The 21,429-nt window shown below is 59.0% G+C and carries 23 protein-coding genes; 15 read left to right on the forward strand and 8 right to left on the reverse strand.

The features are described from left to right. The first annotated feature begins 37 nt into the window (after positions 1–37). The 3 genes from hisG to hisC all read left to right on the forward strand — a co-directional run bounded on the left by hisG (position 38) and on the right by hisC (position 3,196). On the forward strand, positions 38–673 hold the full coding sequence (hisG, locus tag DW49_RS0111240; protein WP_005620329.1) for an ATP phosphoribosyltransferase: 636 nt from the start codon (positions 38–40) through the stop codon (positions 671–673). Between the two features lie 124 nt (positions 674–797). Continuing rightward, positions 798–2,144, forward strand: a complete 1,347-nt coding sequence (gene hisD, locus DW49_RS0111245; RefSeq protein ID WP_005620328.1) for a histidinol dehydrogenase — start codon at positions 798–800, stop codon at positions 2,142–2,144. Beyond that, a complete protein-coding gene (hisC, locus tag DW49_RS0111250) occupies positions 2,144–3,196 on the forward strand; it encodes a histidinol-phosphate transaminase (protein WP_005620326.1) in 1,053 nt (350 codons plus the stop codon). The genes hisD and hisC overlap by 1 nt, the downstream gene beginning before the upstream one ends. Before the next feature lie 47 nt (positions 3,197–3,243). Here the strand turns inward: hisC and DW49_RS1000000134220 are convergent, their stop codons facing one another. Continuing rightward, positions 3,244–3,465: a hypothetical protein gene (locus DW49_RS1000000134220; RefSeq protein ID WP_081681968.1), complete on the reverse strand. Its 222-nt coding sequence runs from the start codon at positions 3,463–3,465 to the stop codon at positions 3,244–3,246. 400 nt (positions 3,466–3,865) lie between these two features. Between DW49_RS1000000134220 and DW49_RS0111255 the strand changes: the two genes are divergently transcribed. After that, the gene (locus DW49_RS0111255) at positions 3,866–4,342 is read left to right on the forward strand and encodes a thiol-disulfide oxidoreductase DCC family protein (protein WP_005620325.1); all 477 of its coding nucleotides are present in this window, start codon (positions 3,866–3,868) and stop codon (positions 4,340–4,342) included. Here DW49_RS0111255 and algW read toward each other — a convergent pair whose 3' ends face one another. Beyond that, positions 4,343–5,503 (reverse strand): Do family serine endopeptidase AlgW, encoded by a 1,161-nt coding sequence (algW, locus tag DW49_RS0111260; RefSeq protein ID WP_003377590.1) that lies wholly within the window; start codon positions 5,501–5,503, stop codon positions 4,343–4,345. Between the two features lie 111 nt (positions 5,504–5,614). Between algW and DW49_RS0111265 the strand changes: the two genes are divergently transcribed. From DW49_RS0111265 to cysN, 4 genes are all read left to right on the forward strand, one after another. After that, positions 5,615–6,373, forward strand: coding sequence for a Nif3-like dinuclear metal center hexameric protein (locus DW49_RS0111265; RefSeq protein WP_005620324.1), 759 nt, complete (start codon positions 5,615–5,617; stop codon positions 6,371–6,373). 153 nt (positions 6,374–6,526) lie between these two features. Then, positions 6,527–7,444 (forward strand): sulfate adenylyltransferase subunit CysD, encoded by a 918-nt coding sequence (gene cysD, locus DW49_RS0111270; protein WP_003313577.1) that lies wholly within the window; start codon positions 6,527–6,529, stop codon positions 7,442–7,444. Positions 7,445–7,503: 59 nt separating this feature from the next. Then, positions 7,504–7,845 (forward strand): four helix bundle protein, encoded by a 342-nt coding sequence (locus tag DW49_RS0111275; protein WP_024420961.1) that lies wholly within the window; start codon positions 7,504–7,506, stop codon positions 7,843–7,845. Between the two features lie 53 nt (positions 7,846–7,898). After that, on the forward strand, positions 7,899–9,797 hold the full coding sequence (gene cysN / locus DW49_RS0111280) for a sulfate adenylyltransferase subunit CysN (protein WP_003377595.1): 1,899 nt from the start codon (positions 7,899–7,901) through the stop codon (positions 9,795–9,797). Positions 9,798–10,131: 334 nt separating this feature from the next. On the opposite strand, the gene DW49_RS0111285 is transcribed toward cysN, so the two are convergent. Next, complete coding sequence (locus tag DW49_RS0111285; RefSeq protein ID WP_005620321.1) at positions 10,132–10,575, reverse strand: Z-ring associated ZapG family protein; 444 nt, start codon at positions 10,573–10,575, stop codon at positions 10,132–10,134. Positions 10,576–10,720: 145 nt separating this feature from the next. On the opposite strand from DW49_RS0111285, the gene DW49_RS0111290 reads away from it, so the two are divergent. The 3 genes from DW49_RS0111290 to zapE all read left to right on the forward strand — a co-directional run bounded on the left by DW49_RS0111290 (position 10,721) and on the right by zapE (position 13,896). Continuing rightward, entirely contained in the window at positions 10,721–11,350 is a 630-nt protein-coding gene (locus tag DW49_RS0111290) for an alpha/beta hydrolase (protein WP_017709473.1), read from the forward strand. 39 nt (positions 11,351–11,389) lie between these two features. Beyond that, positions 11,390–12,739: a tryptophan--tRNA ligase gene (locus tag DW49_RS0111295; RefSeq protein WP_005620319.1), complete on the forward strand. Its 1,350-nt coding sequence runs from the start codon at positions 11,390–11,392 to the stop codon at positions 12,737–12,739. A gap of 62 nt (positions 12,740–12,801) precedes the next feature. Continuing rightward, positions 12,802–13,896: a cell division protein ZapE gene (zapE, locus tag DW49_RS0111300; protein WP_003377601.1), complete on the forward strand. Its 1,095-nt coding sequence runs from the start codon at positions 12,802–12,804 to the stop codon at positions 13,894–13,896. Positions 13,897–13,998: 102 nt separating this feature from the next. Here the strand turns inward: zapE and DW49_RS0111305 are convergent, their stop codons facing one another. Continuing rightward, positions 13,999–14,910: a GlxA family transcriptional regulator gene (locus DW49_RS0111305; protein ID WP_161780197.1), complete on the reverse strand. Its 912-nt coding sequence runs from the start codon at positions 14,908–14,910 to the stop codon at positions 13,999–14,001. Between the two features lie 494 nt (positions 14,911–15,404). Here DW49_RS0111305 and rplM point away from each other — a divergent pair, with 494 nt between their 5' ends. From rplM to DW49_RS0111325, 4 genes are all read left to right on the forward strand, one after another. After that, on the forward strand, positions 15,405–15,833 hold the full coding sequence (gene rplM, locus DW49_RS0111310; RefSeq protein ID WP_003377605.1) for a 50S ribosomal protein L13: 429 nt from the start codon (positions 15,405–15,407) through the stop codon (positions 15,831–15,833). Between the two features lie 14 nt (positions 15,834–15,847). Further along, entirely contained in the window at positions 15,848–16,240 is a 393-nt protein-coding gene (gene rpsI, locus DW49_RS0111315; RefSeq protein WP_002555064.1) for a 30S ribosomal protein S9, read from the forward strand. Between the two features lie 280 nt (positions 16,241–16,520). Beyond that, the gene (locus tag DW49_RS0111320; protein ID WP_005620312.1) at positions 16,521–17,138 is read left to right on the forward strand and encodes a glutathione S-transferase N-terminal domain-containing protein; all 618 of its coding nucleotides are present in this window, start codon (positions 16,521–16,523) and stop codon (positions 17,136–17,138) included. A gap of 17 nt (positions 17,139–17,155) precedes the next feature. After that, complete coding sequence (locus tag DW49_RS0111325; RefSeq protein ID WP_005620310.1) at positions 17,156–17,569, forward strand: ClpXP protease specificity-enhancing factor; 414 nt, start codon at positions 17,156–17,158, stop codon at positions 17,567–17,569. A 60-nt stretch (positions 17,570–17,629) separates the two neighbouring features. On the opposite strand, the gene DW49_RS0111330 is transcribed toward DW49_RS0111325, so the two are convergent. The 4 genes from DW49_RS0111330 to DW49_RS0111345 all read right to left on the reverse strand — a co-directional run bounded on the left by DW49_RS0111330 (position 17,630) and on the right by DW49_RS0111345 (position 21,165). After that, on the reverse strand, positions 17,630–18,208 hold the full coding sequence (locus tag DW49_RS0111330; protein ID WP_003377612.1) for a BON domain-containing protein: 579 nt from the start codon (positions 18,206–18,208) through the stop codon (positions 17,630–17,632). Further along, complete coding sequence (locus DW49_RS0111335; protein WP_005620308.1) at positions 18,205–18,798, reverse strand: phosphoheptose isomerase; 594 nt, start codon at positions 18,796–18,798, stop codon at positions 18,205–18,207. Before DW49_RS0111335 ends, DW49_RS0111330 begins: the two co-directional genes overlap by 4 nt. A 169-nt stretch (positions 18,799–18,967) precedes the next feature. Beyond that, positions 18,968–19,354, reverse strand: coding sequence for a YraN family protein (locus DW49_RS0111340; RefSeq protein ID WP_005620307.1), 387 nt, complete (start codon positions 19,352–19,354; stop codon positions 18,968–18,970). Further along, the gene (locus DW49_RS0111345) at positions 19,351–21,165 is read right to left on the reverse strand and encodes a penicillin-binding protein activator (protein ID WP_005620305.1); all 1,815 of its coding nucleotides are present in this window, start codon (positions 21,163–21,165) and stop codon (positions 19,351–19,353) included. Before DW49_RS0111345 ends, DW49_RS0111340 begins: the two co-directional genes overlap by 4 nt. Between the last annotated feature and the right edge of the window lie 264 nt (positions 21,166–21,429).

The raw sequence follows: 21,429 nt of genomic DNA on the forward strand, positions 1-21,429 counted from the left end.
CGTGACAAAAGTTTCCTGATAAGGACTTACGTTTCCCATGTTGACCATCGCACTGTCCAAGGGCCGCATTCTTGATGACACCCTGCCGCTTCTTGCCGAAGCGGGCATCGTGCCGACCGAGAATCCGGACAAGAGCCGCAAGCTCATCATTCCTACGACCCAGGCCGATGTGCGCCTGCTGATCGTGCGCGCCACCGATGTGCCGACGTACGTCGAGCATGGCGCAGCCGATCTCGGCGTTGCGGGCAAGGATGTGTTGATGGAATACACCGGTCAGGGCCTGTATGAGCCTCTCGATCTGCAGATTGCCAAGTGCAGGCTGATGACCGCCGGTGCTATCGGTGCTGTCGAGCCCAAGGGCCGTCTGCGTGTGGCCACCAAGTTCGTCAATGTTGCCAAGCGTTATTACGCCGAGCAGGGTCGTCAGGTCGATATCATCAAGCTGTACGGCTCCATGGAGCTGGCACCGCTGATTGGTCTGGCAGACAAGATCATCGACGTGGTCGATACCGGCAACACCTTGCGCGCCAACGGTCTGGAGCCACAGGAATTGATTGCAACCATCAGCTCACGGCTGGTGGTCAACAAGGCCTCCATGAAGATGCAGCACGCCCGCATCCAGGCCCTTATCGACACCCTGCGCAAGGCAGTGGAGTCGCGACACCGCAACTGATCCCCCCACGCAACGATGAGTTGCGTCCAGCTATCCGTGTCATAGCCAAATTTCTCAGGTGCCTGCGCGGATAGCTTGGTAGCTTTAGGCTCCTGAGCATCCGCCAATTATTGAGGCCCCCGCTATGACCACGCCCACTGCAATTCGCCGACTTGACGCTGCTGACCCGGAATTCGCGCGCCATCTGGATCATCTGCTGAGCTGGGAAAGTGTGTCTGACGACTCGGTCAACCAGCGCGTGCTCGACATCATCAAGGCCGTGCGTGAGCGTGGCGACGCAGCGCTCGTTGAATTTACTCAGAAATTCGACGGCCTGCAGGTCGCTTCGATGGCTGAGCTGATCCTGCCCCGCGAACGTCTGGAGCTTGCGTTGACGCGCATTACGCCGGTTCAGCGTGAGGCACTGGAAAAAGCCGCCGAGCGTGTGCGCAGCTACCACGAGAAGCAGAAGCAGGACTCCTGGAGCTACACCGAGGCCGACGGCACGGTGCTGGGCCAGAAAGTCACGCCGCTGGATCGAGCCGGTTTGTACGTGCCCGGCGGCAAGGCGTCTTACCCCTCGTCGGTGTTGATGAATGCCATACCAGCGAAAGTGGCGGGTGTGACCGAAGTGGTCATGGTCGTGCCAACGCCGCGTGGCGAAATCAATGAGCTGGTGTTGGCGGCAGCCTGTATCGCCGGCGTTGACCGCGTGTTCACCATTGGTGGCGCGCAAGCCGTGGCGGCCCTGGCCTACGGCACTGAGAGCGTACCGAAGGTCGATAAGGTCGTCGGCCCTGGCAACATCTATGTCGCCACGGCCAAGCGCCATGTGTTCGGGCAGGTCGGCATCGACATGATTGCCGGCCCTTCCGAGATTCTGGTGGTGTGCGACGGCCAGACCGATCCTGACTGGATTGCCATGGACCTGTTCTCCCAGGCCGAGCACGACGAAGATGCTCAAGCCATTCTGGTCAGCCCGGACGGCGAATTCCTCGACAAGGTTGCCGCGAGCATCACGCGTTTGCTGCCGACCATGGCGCGAGCGGCTATTGTTGAAACATCGATCAATGGCCGTGGTGCGCTGATCAAGGTGGCGGACATGGCGCAAGCCATCGAAGTGGCCAACCGCATTGCGCCCGAGCACCTTGAATTGTCCGTTGCCGATCCTGAGGCCTGGCTGCCGCACATTCGTCACGCCGGCGCGATCTTCATGGGCCGTCACACTAGCGAGGCACTGGGCGACTACTGTGCGGGTCCCAACCACGTACTGCCGACCTCCGGTACGGCGCGTTTTTCCTCGCCATTGGGCGTTTACGACTTCCAGAAGCGTTCGTCGATCATCTATTGCTCGCCAGAGGGCGCATCCGAACTGGGCAAGACCGCGTCGGTACTGGCCCGTGGCGAATCCTTGAGCGGCCACGCCCGCAGCGCCGAATACCGCATCACTGATCTTGACTGGAAAGCTGGCAACCTTGAGGACGGCAAATAATGAGCAAATTCTGGAGCCCCTTTGTCAGTGGTCTGGTGCCTTATGTGCCGGGCGAGCAGCCGAAGCTGACCAAACTGGTCAAGCTCAACACCAACGAAAACCCCTACGGCCCGTCGCCCAAGGCTGTCGAAGCCATGCGCGCCGCGCTGACCGACGACTTGCGCCTGTATCCCGACCCCAATAGCGACCTGCTCAAGCACGCCGTTGCCAGTTATTACAACGTGCAGCCCAGCCAGGTGTTTCTCGGTAATGGCTCCGATGAAGTACTGGCGCACATCTTCCACGCGTTGTTCCAGCACGACGCGCCGCTGTTGTTTCCGGACATCAGCTACAGCTTTTATCCGGTCTATTGCGGCCTGTATGGCATCGACTATGAAATGGTCGCGCTGGACGAGCAGTTCCAGATTCGCGCCGAAGACTACGCCAGGCCGAATGCCGGGATCATCTTCCCCAACCCGAATGCACCGACTGGTTGCCTGCTGGGGCTGGACGCGGTCGAGCAGATCATCAAGGCCAGCCCGGACTCGGTGGTGGTGGTCGATGAAGCGTATATCGACTTTGGTGGCGAAACCGCGATCACCCTGGTGGATCGCTACCCCAACCTGCTGGTTACGCAGACCTTGTCCAAATCGCGCTCGCTGGCCGGCCTGCGCGTCGGTCTGGCGGTCGGTCATCCTGACCTGATCGAGGCGCTGGAACGGGTCAAGAACAGCTTCAACTCCTACCCGCTGGACCGCATGGCCAACGTGGGCGGTGCTGCAGCGTTTGAAGACCGCGAGCACTTCGAGTTGACGCGCAACAAAGTCATTGAAAGCCGCGAGGCGCTGGTCGAGCAATTGCGGGGCAAAGGCTTTGACGTGCTGCCCTCGGCCGCCAACTTCATCTTCGCCCGCCACCCGCAACACGACGCCGCCGCCCTGGCCGCGAAACTGCGCGAACAGGGCGTCATCGTCCGTCACTTCAAACAGCAACGCATCGCCCAGTTCCTGCGCATCAGCATCGGCACGCCGGAGCAGCATCAGGCGTTGCTGGAAGGGTTGAGCGATATCTGAGCGGAGCGGGTGCGCGGATCACCTACCGTCCCACGCTCCGCGCTCGGCTAACTGACTATCGTGCCAATGCTCTGCGTTGGCATGCCGTTCTGGACGCTTTGCGTCAAGTAGGTGCTGCTGCACCCTGTCATGCCTTGCCCGTAGTCACTGCATATAGAAGAAAGCGCTTTTTCCGCAATGCCACTGACGACGCAGAGTGCGACGTACGTGACGGCTGAGCTCTGTCGCTGATCCGGGGGATGCGAGGCAGGACGCCGAGCAAGCCGCACCGGGCCAAGGATGGCCCGTTGCGGCGGCCCCCGGATCAGTGACAGGGCGAAGGAACCCGACGAAGTCGGGCCGGAAACGGAGCTGGGACTTTGCTCACTTTGGTCCCTCAAAGTGAGTCGCCGAGGGGCGAAAAGGTGACCTGAGCCTGGAGCATATCCGACTGACATCGCAAAACCGCTTTGCGACGCGGAGCGCCACGAACACAAAGAGGACGCAGAGCGTCCAGAACGGCATGCCGACGCGGAGCATCGGCACGATAGTCACGCTGGAGCGTGAGGAACGATAATCTCCACTCTCGTGCCAATGCGTTGGCGCACGACCCGTGGCGCTCGGCGTCACATGCTAACCTGCAGCGGCCCGGGCAATCCGGGGCAAGCCCGCCAAAAAAGGAGTGAGGTCATGCAATCGAACACCACTCAGCCCAACCCCGCGCCGTTCCTGAAAACGGGTGAAACAGTCGTGCTGTTCGATGGCGTCTGCAAGTTATGCAACGGCTGGGCAAAATTCATTATTCGCCATGACCACAGGCAGCGGATACGCCTGGCGACCGTGCAATCGCCGGAAGGCCAGGCGCTGCTGGAATGGGCGGGCCTTCCACTGGATCGTTTTGACACAATGGCGGCCGTCACGGGGGACCGGCTCTATGTTCGCTCCGAGGCCTTCTTTGTCGCCCTGTCGGGTTTTCCGGCGCCCTGGCGCTGGCTGAGGGTGTTGCGCTTCTTCCCGGCGTTTATACGCGACTGGCTGTACGACAGAATCGCCTTGAATCGATACCGGCTATTTGGCCGTTATGATTCCTGCCTGCTGCCAACCCCCGATCACGAGCGGCGCTTTCTGAAAGCCAACCCGTCATCAGGCTTTAGCCGTTCGCCCTGATTACTCGGGCGCTGCGGCAGGTGTCGGTGCAGGCGGTGGGCGCAGGCCTACTTCTGCGCTGAGGCGCATTTCCTTGCCGTTACGCATCACGTCGATTGCAATCTTGTCCTTGGGCTTGGTGCGCGCCACCTGGTTCATCGAGCGACGGCCGTCCCCCGCAGGTTCACCATTGATGGCAAGAATCACGTCACCCAGCCGCAGTCCGGCTTTCTGCGCTGGCCCATCGCGAAAAATACCTGCGACAACGATGCCCGGACGATCCTTGAGCCCGAAGGACTCTGCCAGCTCCGGGGTCAACGGTTGCACTTCGATGCCCAGCCAGCCGCGAATGACCTGACCGTGTTCGATGATCGACTTCATGACATCCATCGCCAGCTTGGTAGGGATGGCGAAGCCAATACCTTGAGAGCCGCCGGACTTGGAAAAGATCGCGGTATTGATGCCGATCAGATTGCCAGCGGCATCCACCAGCGCCCCGCCCGAGTTGCCGGGGTTGATGGCTGCGTCGGTCTGAATGAAGTCTTCATACGTGTTCAGGCCCAACTGGTTACGCCCGGTGGCGCTGATGATGCCCATCGTCACGGTCTGGCCGACCCCAAACGGGTTGCCGATGGCCAGTGCGACGTCGCCGATGCGAATACCGTCGGAGCGCGCGATGGTAATGGCTGGCAGGTTTTTCAGATCGATTTTCAAGACCGCAAGGTCGGTTTCCGGGTCGTTGCCGATGACTCTGGCGATGGTTTCGCGGCCGTCCTTGAGCGCCACCACGATCTGGTCTGCGCCCGTGGTGACGTGGTTATTGGTCAGGATGTAGCCTTCCGGGCTCATCATCACGCCAGAACCAAGGCTGGACTCCATGCGCTTCTGTTTAGGCGTGTTGTCGCCAAAGAAGCGCCGGAACTGCGGGTCTTCAAAAAGCGGGTTGGTGCCCTTGTTCACCATCTTGGTGGTATAGAGGTTGACCACCGCTGGCGCTGCGGCAATGACCGCATCGGCATAGGAAGAGGGGCCCTGCATGACATTGGTCGTTTGTGGGGCCTGTTGCAGATTGACATCCATGCTCGGCAGGCCAACCCACTGCGGATAACGCTGGATGATCAGCAGGGCGATAAGCACGCCAGCCAGCAATGGCCAGCCGAAAAAACGCAGTGCCTTGAACATTTAACAAGTCCTGATGGTTGCGGGCGCAGAAAGTTTTGCCACGGGTGCGCCATAATGGCGGGCATTATACGAGTACAACGCAGCTCTGAACTGCATATTTAGGAGTCTTTTATGGCTGTTGCTCTGAGCACCCTCGTCGAAGAAGCCGACCGCTATCTGAACAGTGCCCGTATTCAGGATTATTGCCCCAACGGGCTGCAGGTAGAAGGCCGGCCGCAGGTGATGCGCATCGTCAGCGGCGTGACCGCCAGCCAGGCACTGCTGGACGCCGCCGTGGAGGCCCAGGCTGATCTGATCCTGGTGCACCACGGCTATTTCTGGAAGGGCGAAAACCCCTGTGTCGTCGGCATGAAGCTGCGTCGCCTGAAAACCCTGCTTAAACACGACATCAGCCTGCTTGCCTATCACCTGCCGCTGGACGTGCACCCTGAAGTGGGTAACAACGTGCAACTGGCGCGTCAACTGGACATCACGGTTGAAGGCCCGCTGGACCCCGAAAACGCCCGTGTGGTCGGGTTGATCGGCTCGTTGTCCGAACCCATGACCGCGCGGGATTTCGCCCGTCGCGTGCAGGACGCGCTGGGGCGTGAGCCATTGCTCATCGAAGGCAGCCAGATGATTCGCCGGGTCGGCTGGTGCACCGGTGGCGGTCAGGGTTACATCGATCAGGCGGTGCTGGAAGGCGTCGATCTGTTTCTGAGTGGCGAAGCGTCGGAGCAGACCTTTCACAGCGCGCGCGAGAATGACATCAGCTTCATCGCTGCCGGTCACCACGCCACCGAGAGGTATGGCGTTCAGGCGCTGGGCGATTACCTGGCTCGTCGTTTCGCGCTGGAGCATATCTTCATAGATTGCCCCAACCCGATTTGAATGACCAAACAGTGAGGCATATGCATAGATCGTTTCGATCTAGCGGCATCGCTGATTAGCGATATCACGCATGTTAAAGTGCGCGGCTCGAATACGGCCCGCAGGCCGCCCCGGGTTTTCCCGGTCCATAACGAACGCAATCCGTGAGTAGCCATGGTTGACAAACTGACGCATCTGAAACAGCTGGAGGCGGAAAGCATCCACATCATCCGCGAGGTCGCCGCCGAGTTCGATAACCCGGTGATGCTGTACTCGATCGGCAAGGATTCGGCCGTGATGCTGCACCTGGCGCGCAAGGCTTTCTTCCCCGGCAAGCTGCCATTCCCGGTCATGCACGTCGATACCCGCTGGAAATTCCAGGAGATGTATCGCTTTCGCGACCAGATGGTCGAGGAAATGGGCCTGGACCTGATCACTCACATCAACCCCGATGGCGTGGCGCAGGGCATCAACCCCTTCACCCACGGCAGCGCCAAACACACCGACATCATGAAGACCGAGGGCCTGAAACAGGCGCTCGACAAGCATGGTTTCGATGCCGCTTTCGGCGGCGCCCGACGCGACGAAGAAAAGTCCCGGGCCAAGGAACGCGTGTACTCGTTCCGCGACAGCAAACACCGCTGGGACCCGAAAAATCAGCGTCCCGAGCTGTGGAATGTCTATAACGGCAACGTCAACAAGGGCGAGTCGATCCGCGTGTTCCCGCTGTCCAACTGGACCGAGCTGGACATCTGGCAGTACATCTACCTTGAAGGCATCCCGATCGTACCGCTGTATTTCGCCGCCGAGCGCGACGTGATCGAGAAGAACGGCACGCTGATCATGATCGACGACGAGCGCATCCTCGAGCACCTCACCGACGAAGAAAAGTCGCGCATCGTCAAGAAAAAAGTCCGTTTCCGCACCCTCGGCTGCTACCCGCTGACCGGTGCTGTCGAGTCCGAAGCGACCAGCCTGACCGACATCATTCAGGAAATGCTGCTGACGCGAACTTCCGAACGCCAGGGCCGGGTCATCGACCACGACGGTGCAGGCTCGATGGAAGAAAAGAAACGTCAGGGTTATTTCTAAAGAGCAGCTTTTAGCTTCAAGCGGCAAGCTGCAAGTGAATCAAAAAGCAGGTGATCGAAATGGACTTCGAGAAACTTTTGGTATGGCAAAGAGCAAAGGCGTTGGCGGTCATCCTCTACAAGCAGATGGCCTCTTGTTCTGATCTGGCTTTCAGAAGCCAGATCACACGCTCTGGTCTGTCGGTACCGAGCAATATTGCAGAGGGCATGGAGCGATTCACTGCCAAGGAAAAATGTCGCTTTTTGTGTATTGCGAAGGTGTCGTGCGGTGAGCTGAGAACTCAACTGATGATAGGCAGTGAAATCGGTTATATCCCTGAGGCACTTGCAGCAGCCTTGATTACTGAAACCCGCGAGCTCTCGAAAATGCTGTGCGGACTGATCAACAAAATTTCTGAATAGCTGTACGCCGACAAGCTTGCCGCTTGAAGCTTATAGCTTGGAGCTCAACCGCAATGAGTCATCAATCTGATTTGATCAGCGAGGACATCCTCGCCTATCTGGGCCAGCACGAACGCAAGGAAATGCTGCGCTTTCTTACCTGTGGCAACGTCGATGACGGCAAGAGCACGCTGATCGGGCGTCTGCTGCACGATTCCAAGATGATCTACGAAGATCACCTGGAAGCCATTACCCGTGACTCGAAAAAGTCCGGCACCACGGGCGATGACGTCGATCTGGCGTTGCTGGTGGATGGCCTGCAGGCCGAGCGGGAGCAGGGCATCACGATCGATGTCGCTTATCGCTATTTCTCCACGGCCAAGCGCAAGTTCATCATTGCCGATACGCCAGGCCATGAGCAGTACACCCGCAACATGGCCACCGGTGCGTCGACCTGTGATCTGGCGATCATTCTGGTGGATGCGCGTTACGGCGTGCAGACCCAGACCCGTCGTCACAGCTACATCGCCTCGCTGCTGGGCATCAAGCACATCGTTGTGGCCATCAACAAGATGGACCTCAACGGCTTCGACGAAGGCGTATTCGAGTCGATCAAGGCGGATTATCTGAAGTTTGCCGAGGGCATAGCCTTCAAGCCGACCACCATGGCTTTCGTGCCGATGTCGGCGCTCAAGGGCGACAACGTGGTGAACAAGAGCGAGCGTTCGCCCTGGTACACCGGCCAGTCGCTGATGGAAATTCTTGAAACCGTCGAAATCGCCAACGACCGTAACTACACGGACCTGCGTTTTCCGGTGCAGTACGTCAACCGCCCGAACCTGAATTTCCGTGGTTTTGCCGGTACGCTGGCCAGCGGCATCGTGCACAAGGGCGACGAGATCGTTGTGCTGCCGTCGGGCAAGAGCAGCCGTGTGAAGTCCATCGTCACATTTGAAGGTGAACTGGAGCAGGCCGGGCCGGGTCAGGCGGTCACGCTGACCATGGAAGACGAGATCGACATCTCCCGTGGTGATCTGCTGGTGCACGCCGACAACATCCCGCAGGTCAGCGATGCGTTCGACGCCATGCTAGTGTGGATGGCTGAAGAGCCGATGCTGCCGGGCAAGAAATACGACATCAAACGCGCCACCAGCTACGTGCCGGGCTCGATTGCCAGCATCACCCATCGGGTCGATGTGAACACGCTGGAAGAAGGCCCTGCCAGCTCGTTGCAGTTGAACGAGATCGGTCGTGTCAAAGTCAGCCTCGATGCGCCTATCGCGCTGGATGGCTACAGCAGCAACCGCACTACTGGCGCGTTTATCGTTATCGATCGCCTGACCAATGGCACCGTTGCTGCAGGCATGATCATCGCCAAGCCGGTGTCGGGCGGTGGTTCGCAGCATCATGGCGAGCTGGCTCACGTTTCTACCGAAGAGCGTGCACAGCGCTTCGGTCAGCAGCCAGCCACCGTGCTGTTCAGCGGCCTGTCTGGCGCTGGTAAAAGTACGCTGGCGTACGCGGTGGAGCGCAAGTTGTTCGACATGGGCCGCGCGGTTTACGTGCTGGACGGCCAGAACCTGCGCCATGACCTGAACAAGGGCTTGCCGCAGGATCGCGCCGGCCGCACCGAGAACTGGAGCCGTGCCGCGCATGTGGCGCGTCAGTTCAACGAAGCGGGCCTGCTGACCCTGGCGGCCTTCGTTGCGCCGGACGCTGAAGGCCGTGAACGCGCCAAGGCGCTGATCGGCAAGGAGCGTCTGGTGACCGTCTACGTTCAGGCGTCTCCAGCGGTCTGCCGTGAACGTGACCCGCAAGGCCTGTATGCCGCCGATGGCGACAACATTCCGGGCGAGTCCTTCCCGTATGACGTGCCACTGAATGCCGATCTGGTGATCGACACGCAGACACTCAGCGTGGAAGAAAGCGTCAAACAGGTACTGGATCTGCTGCGTGGTCGTGGCGCGATCTGATACACAAACGCTAACAAAGCGTCCGCTCCGCAGGGGCGGACCGGACGACGCTTCGCTTGTCCGCGATATCTCGGTTTTTGTAGGAGCGGACTTGTCCGCGATGGGCTGCGAAGCGGCCCTGATCCAGACGACCTCGGTTGTACCTGATGTACCGTATGCACCGGTTTACTGCAGGTTCCCGGCAGATCGCGGACAAGTCCGCACGCCCTGCGGGCAGAAGCCATTTTCCAGGTGTTTCAGGACTTGTGTATAACGCTCAGCTTCACCGTTTTACATCCACAAAAAAGCCCGCCGCAGAGGCTCTCTGCGGCGGGCTTTTGTGTGGCGGTGAACCTTACTTTTTCAAGCCGTAATGCTCATCGAGCATGCCAGGGGTGTTAGGCGACTTGGGGGCGTAGTCCTTGGGTGTTTCGGTGTCGCGCGGCGGGGTCAGGCGATCGCGATGGTCGCGGTGTGCCTGATTGGCCTCCGGGTGCAGCGCGGCCAGCAGACGCTGGCGGGTCAGGTCATCGAGCGCCAGACGGTTGGCGCCTTCTGCAAGGTGCTCCTGAACGTCCTGATAGCTTTGCGAAAGCTTCTGTACCAGATTAGCCGTGCTGTTGAAGTGAGTGACTACCTCGTTCTGATAGGTGTCGAAACGCTCCTGAATGTCATCCAGCTGGCGCTGAGTGCTGTTCGGAACGGTGTTGGGCAGCAAACGTGCCACCAGAAAACCAATGACGACACCGGCCACCAGGGCGAGCGTCGGCAACAACCAGACTAAGAGCGAGTGTTCCACGAGTCCTTCCTCTATAAACGGCTTTGCTTTACGTTAACGGCTCGAACCTGCGCTGTATACCCGCGACGTGTCGTTGATATGCAAGCCGCAGACAATCAGCTAGACGAGTCGACCCATTTCGAGGTCACGGAGTTCTGTTTTGCTCATGCGTGAAACCCCATTTTTTATCGATGGCCCAGAAGGCCAGCTCGAAGCGCTGTATCAGGATGTGCCGGATGCCAGAGGCGTGGCGCTGATCTGCCATCCTAACCCGATCCAGGGCGGCACGATGCTCAATAAAGTCGTCTCGACGTTGCAGCGTACCGCACGCGACCAGGGTTTGATCACCCTGCGTTTCAATTATCGCGGCGTCGGTGCCAGTGCCGGTACATCGGTGGCCGGGCCCGGCGAAATCGACGACGCCCAGGCCGCTGCCCAATGGTTGCGGGCGCAGCATCCGGATTTGCCGATGACGCTGTTCGGTTTTTCGTTCGGCGGTTATGTCGCTGCCAACCTGGGCGGTCGCCTCGAAGCGCAGGGCGAAAAGCTCACGCATTTGTTTCTGATTGCTGCAGCTGCCTCGCGTCTCCAGGACCAGAGCGTATTGCCACACGGCTGCCCGCTGACGATCATTCAGCCAGAAGCCGATGAAGTCATCGACCCTGAAACAGTCTATGCATGGTCGGCCGCGCTGCAACGCCCCCATGAGCTGCTGAAAGTGGCAGAATGCGGACACTTTTTTCACGGCAAGCTGACTGATCTGAAAGATCTGCTCCTGCCGCGACTCCCCAACTGATTGCAGCCCGTATTGCATCCTTTAGATAAGCGACCTGCCATGACCACTCGTATCCTGACCGGTATCACGACCACCGGCACTCCCCATCTGGGCAACTACGCGGGCGCAATTCGCCCGGCCATCGTTGCCAGCCGTCAGAGTGACGTCGATTCGTTCTACTTTCTGGCCGATTATCACGCGTTGATCAAATGCGATGACCCGCTGCGCATTCAGCGCTCGCGTCTGGAAATCGCCGCGACCTGGCTGGCAGCCGGTCTTGATGTCGATCGTGTGACGTTCTATCGCCAGTCGGACATCCCGGAGATCCCGGAACTGACCTGGCTGCTCACCTGCGTTGCTGCCAAGGGCCTGCTCAACCGTGCGCACGCTTACAAGGCGTCGGTCGACAAGAACGTCGAAGGCGGCGAAGACCCGGATGCGGGCATTACCATGGGCCTGTACAGCTACCCGGTGCTGATGGCGGCCGACATTCTGATGTTCAACGCGCATCAGGTTCCGGTGGGCCGCGATCAGATTCAACACGTTGAAATGGCCCGTGACATCGGTCAGCGTTTCAACCACCTGTTCGGCAAGGGCAAGGAATTCTTTGTCATGCCGGAGGCGTTGATCGAAGAGAGCGTTGCCACGTTGCCGGGGCTCGACGGGCGCAAGATGTCCAAGAGCTACGACAACACCATCCCGCTGTTCAGCAGCGCCAAAGACATGAAAAGCGCCATTTCGCGCATCGTGACCGACTCGCTGGCGCCCGGTGAAGCGAAAGATCCGGACAATTCTCACCTGTTCACGCTGTATCAGGCGTTCTCCACCCCTGAGCAGTGTGCAGAGTTCCGGTCCGAACTGTTGCAGGGCCTTGGCTGGGGTGAGGCGAAGACTCGCCTGTTTACCTTGCTGGACGGGCAGTTGGGCGAGGCGCGTGAGCAGTACCTGAGCCTGATCGAGCGCCCGGCCGATCTGGAAGACATCCTGCTCGCCGGTGCCCAGAAAGCCCGTCGCGTTGCTACCCCGTTCCTTGAAGAGTTGCGTGAGGCCGTTGGTCTGCGCTCGTTCCGCACCGCGGTGCAGAACGCTGACACCGGCAAGAAAAAGGCTGCCAAGGGCGCGCGTTTCGTCAGCTTCCGTGAGGACGACGGCAGTTTCCGTTTCCGCCTGCTGGCCGCCGATGGCGAGCAATTGCTGTTGTCGCGCACTTTTGCCGACGGCAAGGCGGCCGGCATCGTCAGCAAGCAGTTGCAGCAGGGCGGTGAACTGGATCTGCGCAGTGACGCCGATCGCTTTACGCTGTGGCTGAACGGCGAGTGTGTAGCCGACAGCCCGGTGTTCGCCGATGCCTCTGCACGTGACAATGCGGTTGAGACCCTCAAGCTGGCGCTCGCTCCTCAACAGGACTGATTGCCAATCCCCGGGGTCGTCGCTACAGTGACGACCCGTTTTTGTTGCCTTGCTAACGAATTATGACGCCCCTAGAACGATATCAAGCTGATCTGAAACGCCCGGACTTCTTCCATGATGCCGCGCAGGAAAACGCTGTGCGCCATTTACAGCGCCTATATGACGATCTGGTCGCCGCTCACGACAGCAAGCCAGGCCTGTTCGGCAAGCTGTTTGGCAAGAAAGAGCCGACCCTGGTCAAGGGTCTGTACTTCTGGGGTGGCGTGGGTCGCGGCAAGACTTATCTGGTCGACACGTTCTTTGAAGCGCTGCCGTTCCAGGACAAGGTCCGTACGCACTTCCACCGCTTCATGAAGCGCGTGCACGAAGAGATGAAGACCCTCAAGGGCGAGAGAAACCCGCTGACGATCATCGCCAAGCGTTTTTCCGACGAGGCGCGGGTCATCTGTTTCGACGAATTTTTCGTTTCCGACATCACCGACGCCATGATCCTCGGCACGCTGATGGAAGAGCTGTTCAAGAATGGCGTGACCCTGGTCGCGACGTCCAACATCGTTCCGGACGGCCTGTACAAGGACGGTCTGCAGCGAGCGCGCTTTCTGCCAGCCATTGCGCTGATCAAGCAGAATACCGACATCGTCAACGTCGACAGTGGCGTTGACTACCGCCTGCGTCACCTTGAGCAGGCTGAGCTGTTTCATTTTCCGCTCAACGACGCCGCGCAGGAAAGCATGCGCAAAAGCTTCAAGGCGCTGACCCCGGATTGCGCAGAAACCGTCGAAAATGACGTGTTGATGATCGAGAATCGCGAGATCCGTGCCCTGCGTACCTGTGACGACGTGGCATGGTTCGACTTCCGCGAGCTGTGTGACGGGCCGCGCAGCCAGAACGATTACATCGAACTGGGCAAGATTTTCCACGCGGTGCTGCTCAGCGGCGTCGAGCAAATGGACGTCTCCACCGACGACATCGCCCGGCGCTTCATCAACATGGTCGACGAGTTCTACGATCGCAACGTCAAGCTGATCATTTCAGCCGAGGTTGAATTGAAAGACCTGTACACCGGTGGCCGGTTGATGTTCGAGTTTCAGCGCACCCTGAGCCGCCTGCTGGAAATGCAATCCCACGAGTTTCTCTCGCGGGCGCATAGGCCCTAGTAGAGCAGTTGCAAGTTTCAAGCTGCAAGCCGCAAGTCAAAAGCTTGTAGCTTGTAGCTTGTAGCTTGTAGCTTGTAGCTTGTAGCTTGTAGCCCACCCCTTTCAGCTCCCCCCTTGCAGCTTGAGGCTCTCGAACTGTTGCCGGTACTGGTTGGGTGACAGTTCGGTGTGCTGGCGGAAGAGGCGGGCGAAGAAGCTGGCGTCGTCGTAGCCGACTTCGTAGCTGATGGTCTTGATGCTCTTGCGCGTGCCTGACAGCAACCCCTTCGCCGTTTCGATCCGCAGTCGCTGCAGGTAGTGCAGTGGCTTGTCGCCCGTTGCGGCCTGGAAGCGGCGCATGAAATTGCGAATGCTCATGCCGTGCTCGCGGGCGACGTCTTCAAAGCGAAATTTGTCGGCAAAGTGCTCTTCGAGCCAATGCTGGATCTGCAGAATCACCACATCCTGATGCAGTTTCTGCCCGCCAAAACCGATTCGCCCAGGCGCATACGTGCGGCGCACTTCGTAGAGAATGTCGCGGGCGACAGCCTGGGCGACGTTGGCGCCACAGAAGCGCTCGATCAGGTAGATGTAGAGGTCGCAGGCTGATGTCGTACCGCCTGCGCAATACACGTTATCGGCGTCAGTCAGGTGTTTCTCCTGATTGAGCAGCACCTTGGGATAGCGCTCGGCGAAGGCAGTGAAGAATCGCCAGTAAGTGGTGGCTTCCTTGCCATCAAGCAGCCCGGCCTCGGCCAGCCAGTACACGCCGGTGGCCTCGCCGCAGAGCACGGCGCCATTGGCGTGTTGCTCGTGTAACCAGGGGAGGATCTGTGGGTAGCGCTGGCACAGGGTTTCAAAATCATCCCAGAAGGCCGGAATGACGATGATATCGCTCTGGCACAGCGCGCCGTCGACCGGCAGGGTGACGTCGCTGAAGCTGCTGACCGGCAGCCCGTCCGGGCTGACCAGGCGCGTTTCGAAGGCAGGTATCAGGCCCTGGCCCAATTGTTTGCTGTAGCGCAGGCTGGCCAGATGGAAGAAGTCCTTGGCCTGCATGACGGTCGAGGCAAACATTTTGTCGGTGATCAGAATGCTGACGCGGTGCAGAAGAGTGGCGTGTTGGATCGGCATAATCTTTATTCTTATATGGGTAAATGGTCAAGCAACGGCTGGATCGTCTTATTTTTTGTCAGGCGTGTCCAGCCACCTCATGCCTCGTTCGCTCGGAGCGAGAGCGTGATGGCTTTGTGCTAAGCGCGCAAATATCCGCCAATCCATGCCTCGCAGGCAATAAACAGGACGTGAACAAAAAATCCGGTTGAGGTTATTTGCCCAGTCTGTATAATTCGCCAGCTCTTTGCAGTGGAAGTGATGCGCCGTCTGCCGAAGAATCTTGCCGTATAACGGACGCGCTGACCCGAGCCCCCGATAGCGTCTGTTTCCGGCTGCCTTTGACTTGTCAAAGTACGCACTATTCAGTAAGATCCGCCGTCTAATTTTCAGGGCGGCCCCTGAGGCTATAAAGAATGAAAACTTTTACTGCTAAACCGGAAACAGTTAAGCGCGACTGGTTCGTCGTCGACGCTGCTGGTCAGACCCTGGGTCGTCTGGCCACCGAAATCGCGAGCCGTCTGCGTGGCAAGCACAAACCGGAATACACTCCGCACGTTGACACCGGCGACTACATCGTCGTGATCAATGCCGAGCAGATCCGTGTTACTGGTGCCAAGACCACCGACAAGATCTACTACTCACACTCCGGTTTTCCGGGCGGGATCAAGTCGATCAACTTCGAAAAGCTGATCGCCAAAGCTCCTGAGCGCGTGATCGAGACCGCGGTCAAAGGCATGCTGCCTAAGAATCCGCTGGGTCGCGACATGTATCGTAAGCTGAAAGTCTATGCGGGCGCTGTACACCCTCATACTGCTCAGCAGCCCCTAGAACTGAAGTTTTAACGGAATAGTTCATTATGTCGGCGACTCAAAATTACGGCACTGGCCGTCGCAAGACCGCAACCGCACGCGTTTTCCTGCGTCCGGGCACTGGTAACATCTCGATCAACAACCGCTCCCTGGACAATTTCTTCGGCCGCGAGACTGCCCGCATGGTAGTTCGTCAGCCGCTGGAACTGACCGAGACAGTTGAAAAGTTCGACATCTACGTCACCGTAATCGGTGGCGGTGTAAGTGGTCAGGCTGGCGCAATCCGCCACGGTATCACTCGCGCTCTGATGCAGTACGACGAGACTCTGCGCGGCGCTCTGCGTAAAGCAGGCTTCGTGACTCGCGATGCTCGTGAAGTTGAACGTAAGAAAGTCGGTCTGCGTAAAGCGCGTAAGCGTCCGCAGTACTCGAAGCGTTAATTCGCTCTTCGTTCCAGAAAGAACGTCCACCTCCTCACGGGGTTGGGCGTTTTTTTATGGGCGCATTTTTACGGCTTGAGCTATCGTTCAGGCAGGCATTTTGGGTGCATTTCGCAAGATTTATAGGCTTTTTGCGCAAGATTGCAGAATTTACAAGCGTAAATAAGCTATCTTGTCGCCCGCGACGAACACCTGTCCTGTTGCGTTCATTATCGGATGTGCCCCCTGAGGGTGCGTTCGTTCGTCTGTCCGATAAATTTTACAAGCGAGGAGGACCGCCATGGGCGTGACCAACCGGTTGGCCTGTTACTCCGACCCCGCCGACCACTATTCCCATCGCGTGCGCATCGTGCTCGCGGAGAAAGGTGTCAGCGCCGAGATCATTGAGGTTGTGGCGGGTCGTCATCCGCCGCAGCTTATCGAAGTCAATCCGTATGGCAGCGTGCCTACCCTGGTCGATCGCGACCTGGCGTTGTACGAGTCCACGGTGGTGATGGAATACCTGGATGAGCGTTATCCGCATCCGCCCTTGTTGCCTGTCTATCCAGTCACCCGTGCCAACAGCCGTCTGCTGATCCATCGGATCCAGCGTGACTGGTGTGGCCTTGTGGATCTGATTTTGGATACCCGCAGCAAAGAGCCTGCCCGCGTTCAGGCGCGCAAGGAGCTGCGTGAAAGCCTGACCGGGGTTTCGCCGCTGTTCGCGGGAAAAGCTTTTTTCATGAGCGACGAGCTAAGTCTTGTTGACTGCTGTCTACTCCCCATACTCTGGCGTTTGCCGATTTTGGGTATTGAATTGCCGCGGCCTGCCAAGCCGTTGCTTGATTATATGGAGCGTCAATTTGCGCGTGAGGCTTTCCAGGCAAGTCTGTCTGGCGCCGAACGTGAAATGCGCTAAGGCTTAAGGAGCCGTTAATGAACTCCAGTCGCCCTTATCTTGTTCGCGCTCTTTATGAGTGGATCGTCGATAACGATTGCACTCCGCATGTGCTGGTCAATGCGGAATACCCATCGGTGCAGGTCCCACAGGGCTTTGCCAATGATGGGCAGATTGTCCTGAACGTTTCGCCAAGTGCCGTGCGTCATCTGCACATGGACAACGATGCGGTCAGCTTTGAAGGCCGCTTCGGCGGTGTGCCGCACACACTGTACGTGCCTGTGGCTGCTATCCTGGGCATTTATGCCCGCGAGAATGGTCAGGGTATGGTGTTCGATCTGGAGCCTTCTCTTGAAGAGGGTGAAGAGATCGAGACCGAAGATAACACGCCGCCACCCGACAGCGAGCCACCGCGCCCAAGCGGCAGGCCAAGCCTGAAGGTCGTGAAGTAAAACATGCGCAATAAAAAAGGCGATCCCAGGATCGCCTTTTTTACGTCTGCCCATTGGCCGTCAGTCGATGTATTCGAACAGTTTGACGATCTTCTGGACGCCCGAGACGCTTTGCACCAAGTTGGTGGCGCGATTGGCTTCGTCCTGAGTCACCAGGCCCAGCAGGAACACGATGCCGTTCTCGGTCACGACCTTGATGCGCGAGCCGGGAATCGAAGCGTCAGCGATCATCTGGCTTTTGATCTTGGTCGTCAGCCAGGCATCGTTGTTACGCGCCAGCAGGGATGACGGTGCCATGACCTGCAGCTCGTTGTTGACCTTCTTGACGCGCTGGACTGAAGCGGCGGCCTGTTCGGCGATTGCCTTGAGGTCGGCGCGTGGCGTCTGGCCTGCGAGCAGGACGATGCCATTGAAGCTGGTCACGACAATGTGCGAGCCCTCGGCAAGGTCAGGGTTGGCCTTGGAGATGTTGACGGCTGCCTTGGTCTCGATCAGTGAGTCATCGATCTTGCTGCCGAAGGTGCGGGTGCCGCGATCATCTTCGATCGGCTTGTCGCGAGCGGCCGTCAGCACAGAACTGCATCCGGTGACGCTCAGGCACAGTGTCAGAACCAGTAGGCTAAGACGATTAGGGGTCATTCTTCACTCCCGAACAGTTGGCTGTCGATCAAATCGCAAAGGCAATGGATCGTCAGCAGATGGACTTCTTGTATGCGTGCCGTGACGTTGGCCGGTACGCGGATCTCCACGTCCTCGGGCAATAGTAGCGAAGCCATGCCGCCACCGTCGCGTCCCGTCAATGCTACGACAATCATTTCGCGATCATGTGCGGCCTGGATGGCCTGAATAATATTCGCCGAGTTGCCGCTGGTGGAAATGGCCAGCAGCACATCGCCTGGTTGGCCCAATGCGCGGATCTGTTTGGAGAAGATTTCGTTGTAGCTGTAGTCGTTGGCGATCGAGGTGATCGTCGAGCTGTCGGTGGTCAGCGCAATGGCCGGCAGGCTGGGCCGTTCGCGCTCGAAGCGATTGAGCATTTCCGAGGAAAAGTGCTGTGCATCGCCAGCCGATCCGCCGTTGCCGCACGCAAGCATTTTGCCTTCGTTGAGCAGGGCATTGACCATGACCTGACTGGCTTGCTCGATAAAGGGTGCAAGGACTTCCATCGCCTGTTGCTTGGTGTCGATGCTGGCCTGGAACAGCCGGCGAATTCGGGATTGCATGTCCATCAATGTGACCTTAATTAGAGCGTACGGCGGCGGGACGGATGCGCCGGGTTCTCCCGGAAGCTATCCGGCACACAAGGTGTGCAGCCGGCAAAGCAAATAGCGAAATCGATAGGGCACAAGCCTGTTGCAGGTGATGACGGCGACAGGGCTGCGAGGCCCTTGCACGAGGTCAGCTGTCAAAAGCGCTTTTGATCCAGTTCAGCGGTACGGCGCTGCCATGAGCGCTGCCAGGGCTGCCTTCAATGGCGATCACGTCGAAACGGCACGGATAATCGGCCCAGCATGATACCTGTTGCAGAAAAAGCTGTGCGGCGATGACGAGTTTTTCTTGCTTGCGAAAATCGACACTTTCCACCGCGCCACCCCATCCGGCATGACGTCGGTAGCGAACTTCGACGAATACTACTGTATCGCCGTCAAGCATGACCAGATCAAGCTCGCCGCGTTTGCACAGCCAGTTTTGTTCAATGAGGCGCAGCCCCTGCAGTTGCAAAAACTGCAGGGCGAAGGCTTCGGCCTCGCGCCCTGCTTGCTGGCGGGTGCTGCGTGGTATCAAGGTGCGGTGTCCGGCAGACGCTGGATCTTGCCATCGACGAACTCGGCCCAAGGCAACTGACGCTCCACGCGACGGCCCGGATTGATGCTCAGGCTGCCGGACAGGCCGTCGATGCGGCTGTCAGGCATCGCCTTGAGCTGGGCAAGACGTGGCGCCAGGCGATAGGCGTCGATGCCCATTGCGTACAGTCGGCCGAGGCTGCCGGCAGCCTGTGGCCATTGGGCAGTGACCTGCTGGCGAAGTGGATCATCGGCATTCAGCAACCAAGGGGTTTCGCAGAAGCGCACGCCATTGAGGTCCATGTACTGCGCATGGTCATTGCTGTTGGTGAAAAGGTGCGAGGTGGCATAGACCGGAACGTCGCCAGCGTACTGGAAGACCATGGTCGGCTTGATCTGCTGCGCTTGCTGCGGGGTGGCGGCGAGGAACATGAAGTCGATGTCCTGGCGACGGCTTGGCTGGGCGGCGACCTGGGTGCCGGCAGTGCTTTGCAGGCGCTGGGCGCGGCCTTCGCTGTTACGCAGCTGGAACAGATCAGCGACCTGTTGCGCCAGCTCCACAGGTTGATCAACGTGCTCGGCGGCGATCAGCGTGCCGCCCTTGGCCTGCCAGCTCTTGCGGAAGGCATCCAGAACGCGGTCGCCCCATTCGCCCTTCGGAACCATGGCGACAGCGCTGCGCTTGCCGTCTGCCCAGGCGCGACGTGCCACTTCGCGGGCTTCGTCTTCTGCGGCCAGGCCGAACTGATACAGTTGCGCGGGACCTTCGGTGCTGGTGTCGCTGTAATTGAGTGCCAGGGTAGTGATCGGCAGTTGCTGGCGGCTGTTCAGCTGTTTGACGAGGTTCTTTTCCAGTGGGCCGACCACCAGTTGTGCGCCAGCAGCCTGGGCCTGACGGTAGAACTCATCCATCGAGGTCACGCGCGAGCTGTCGAACACTTGAATGGCGGGGGGATTTTGCCCTGCCTGCTGCGCCTGAAAGTGCGCGGCCATGAAGCCTTCGCGCAACGCTTTGGCCACCGAGGCCAGTTGGCCGTCCTGTGGCAGCAGCAGGGCGATTTTGGTGATCGGCTCGCTGGTCAGCGCGCGCAGTTGTGCAAGAGCGGTAGGCAATTGCAGTGCGGCTGGGTGTTTCGGGTTCTGGGCTTTCCAGTTATCGATGGCAGCCTGTTGTTGCTCAAGCGTACCGGCGCCTTTGATCGAGCGAGCCAGATTCAGCCAGCCGCCCATGTCGTCGGTCGCTGCGCTTTGCAGCTGATCGGCCGGAAGGGCGGAAACCAGTGTCCAGATCGCATCGTTGTTGGCGCCTGCATCTGCGCTCTGCAACAGCGGGCCTGCGTAAACCCGCTCATGAACCGCTGCCAGCGCCTGACCATCGGCTTCCAGCGCACGCGCCTTGACCATGTGGGTGCGCACCTGCTGCTCGACCGACAATTCGCCCAGGCGCTGCATGCTTGGGTGATTCAAGGCGGTCAGCGCTGCTTTGGGTTGATTGCGGCCCATCGCCAGTTCGGCGGACAGCGTGCTGGCAAAAACCTGTAGGCCTGGCTTGAGTTGATCGAGTTGCACCTGCCCGAGGATCTGCGCAGCGCGTCCCGCATCGTTCTGGCGGTTGGCCAGGTCTGCAGCACTCAAGCGCAGCGTTGCGGCCTGCTCGGGTGTTTTGGCGTTGGCGGCCTGATCAAGCAGTTGCTCGATGCTGGCATCAGGGGTTCGAGGCAGCTCGCCAAGACTGGACGAGGGCGAGCTTGCACACGCTGCGAGAAGGGCAGCGAGGCAGAGGGCAGAGAGCAGCCGCAGACAAGCGATCATTGGTATGTTCCTGAAACTCGAGCGAATTAACGGGGAATTGTACCCAAGCACTGGCCGGGGTGCGACGTCGAAGGTGTTTAAAGCCGTGATATTGGTCGCGTTAAGGTCATCTGCAGGCCAAATCGTTCAATTAGAGAGGGTCGCGATGTTTCACTGTGCCGGGTAATCATGTTTTTATTCCTGGCGGTTTCAGAGGCTGAGTGCAACACCCGGCTATTGAGTTAGGGATGGACTCTCATGATGCTTGGACATCATTTCCGTCAT

It is taken from the genome of Pseudomonas avellanae BPIC 631, assembly GCF_000444135.1.
In the GTDB taxonomy this organism is placed as follows: Bacteria; Pseudomonadota; Gammaproteobacteria; order Pseudomonadales; family Pseudomonadaceae; genus Aquipseudomonas; species Aquipseudomonas avellanae.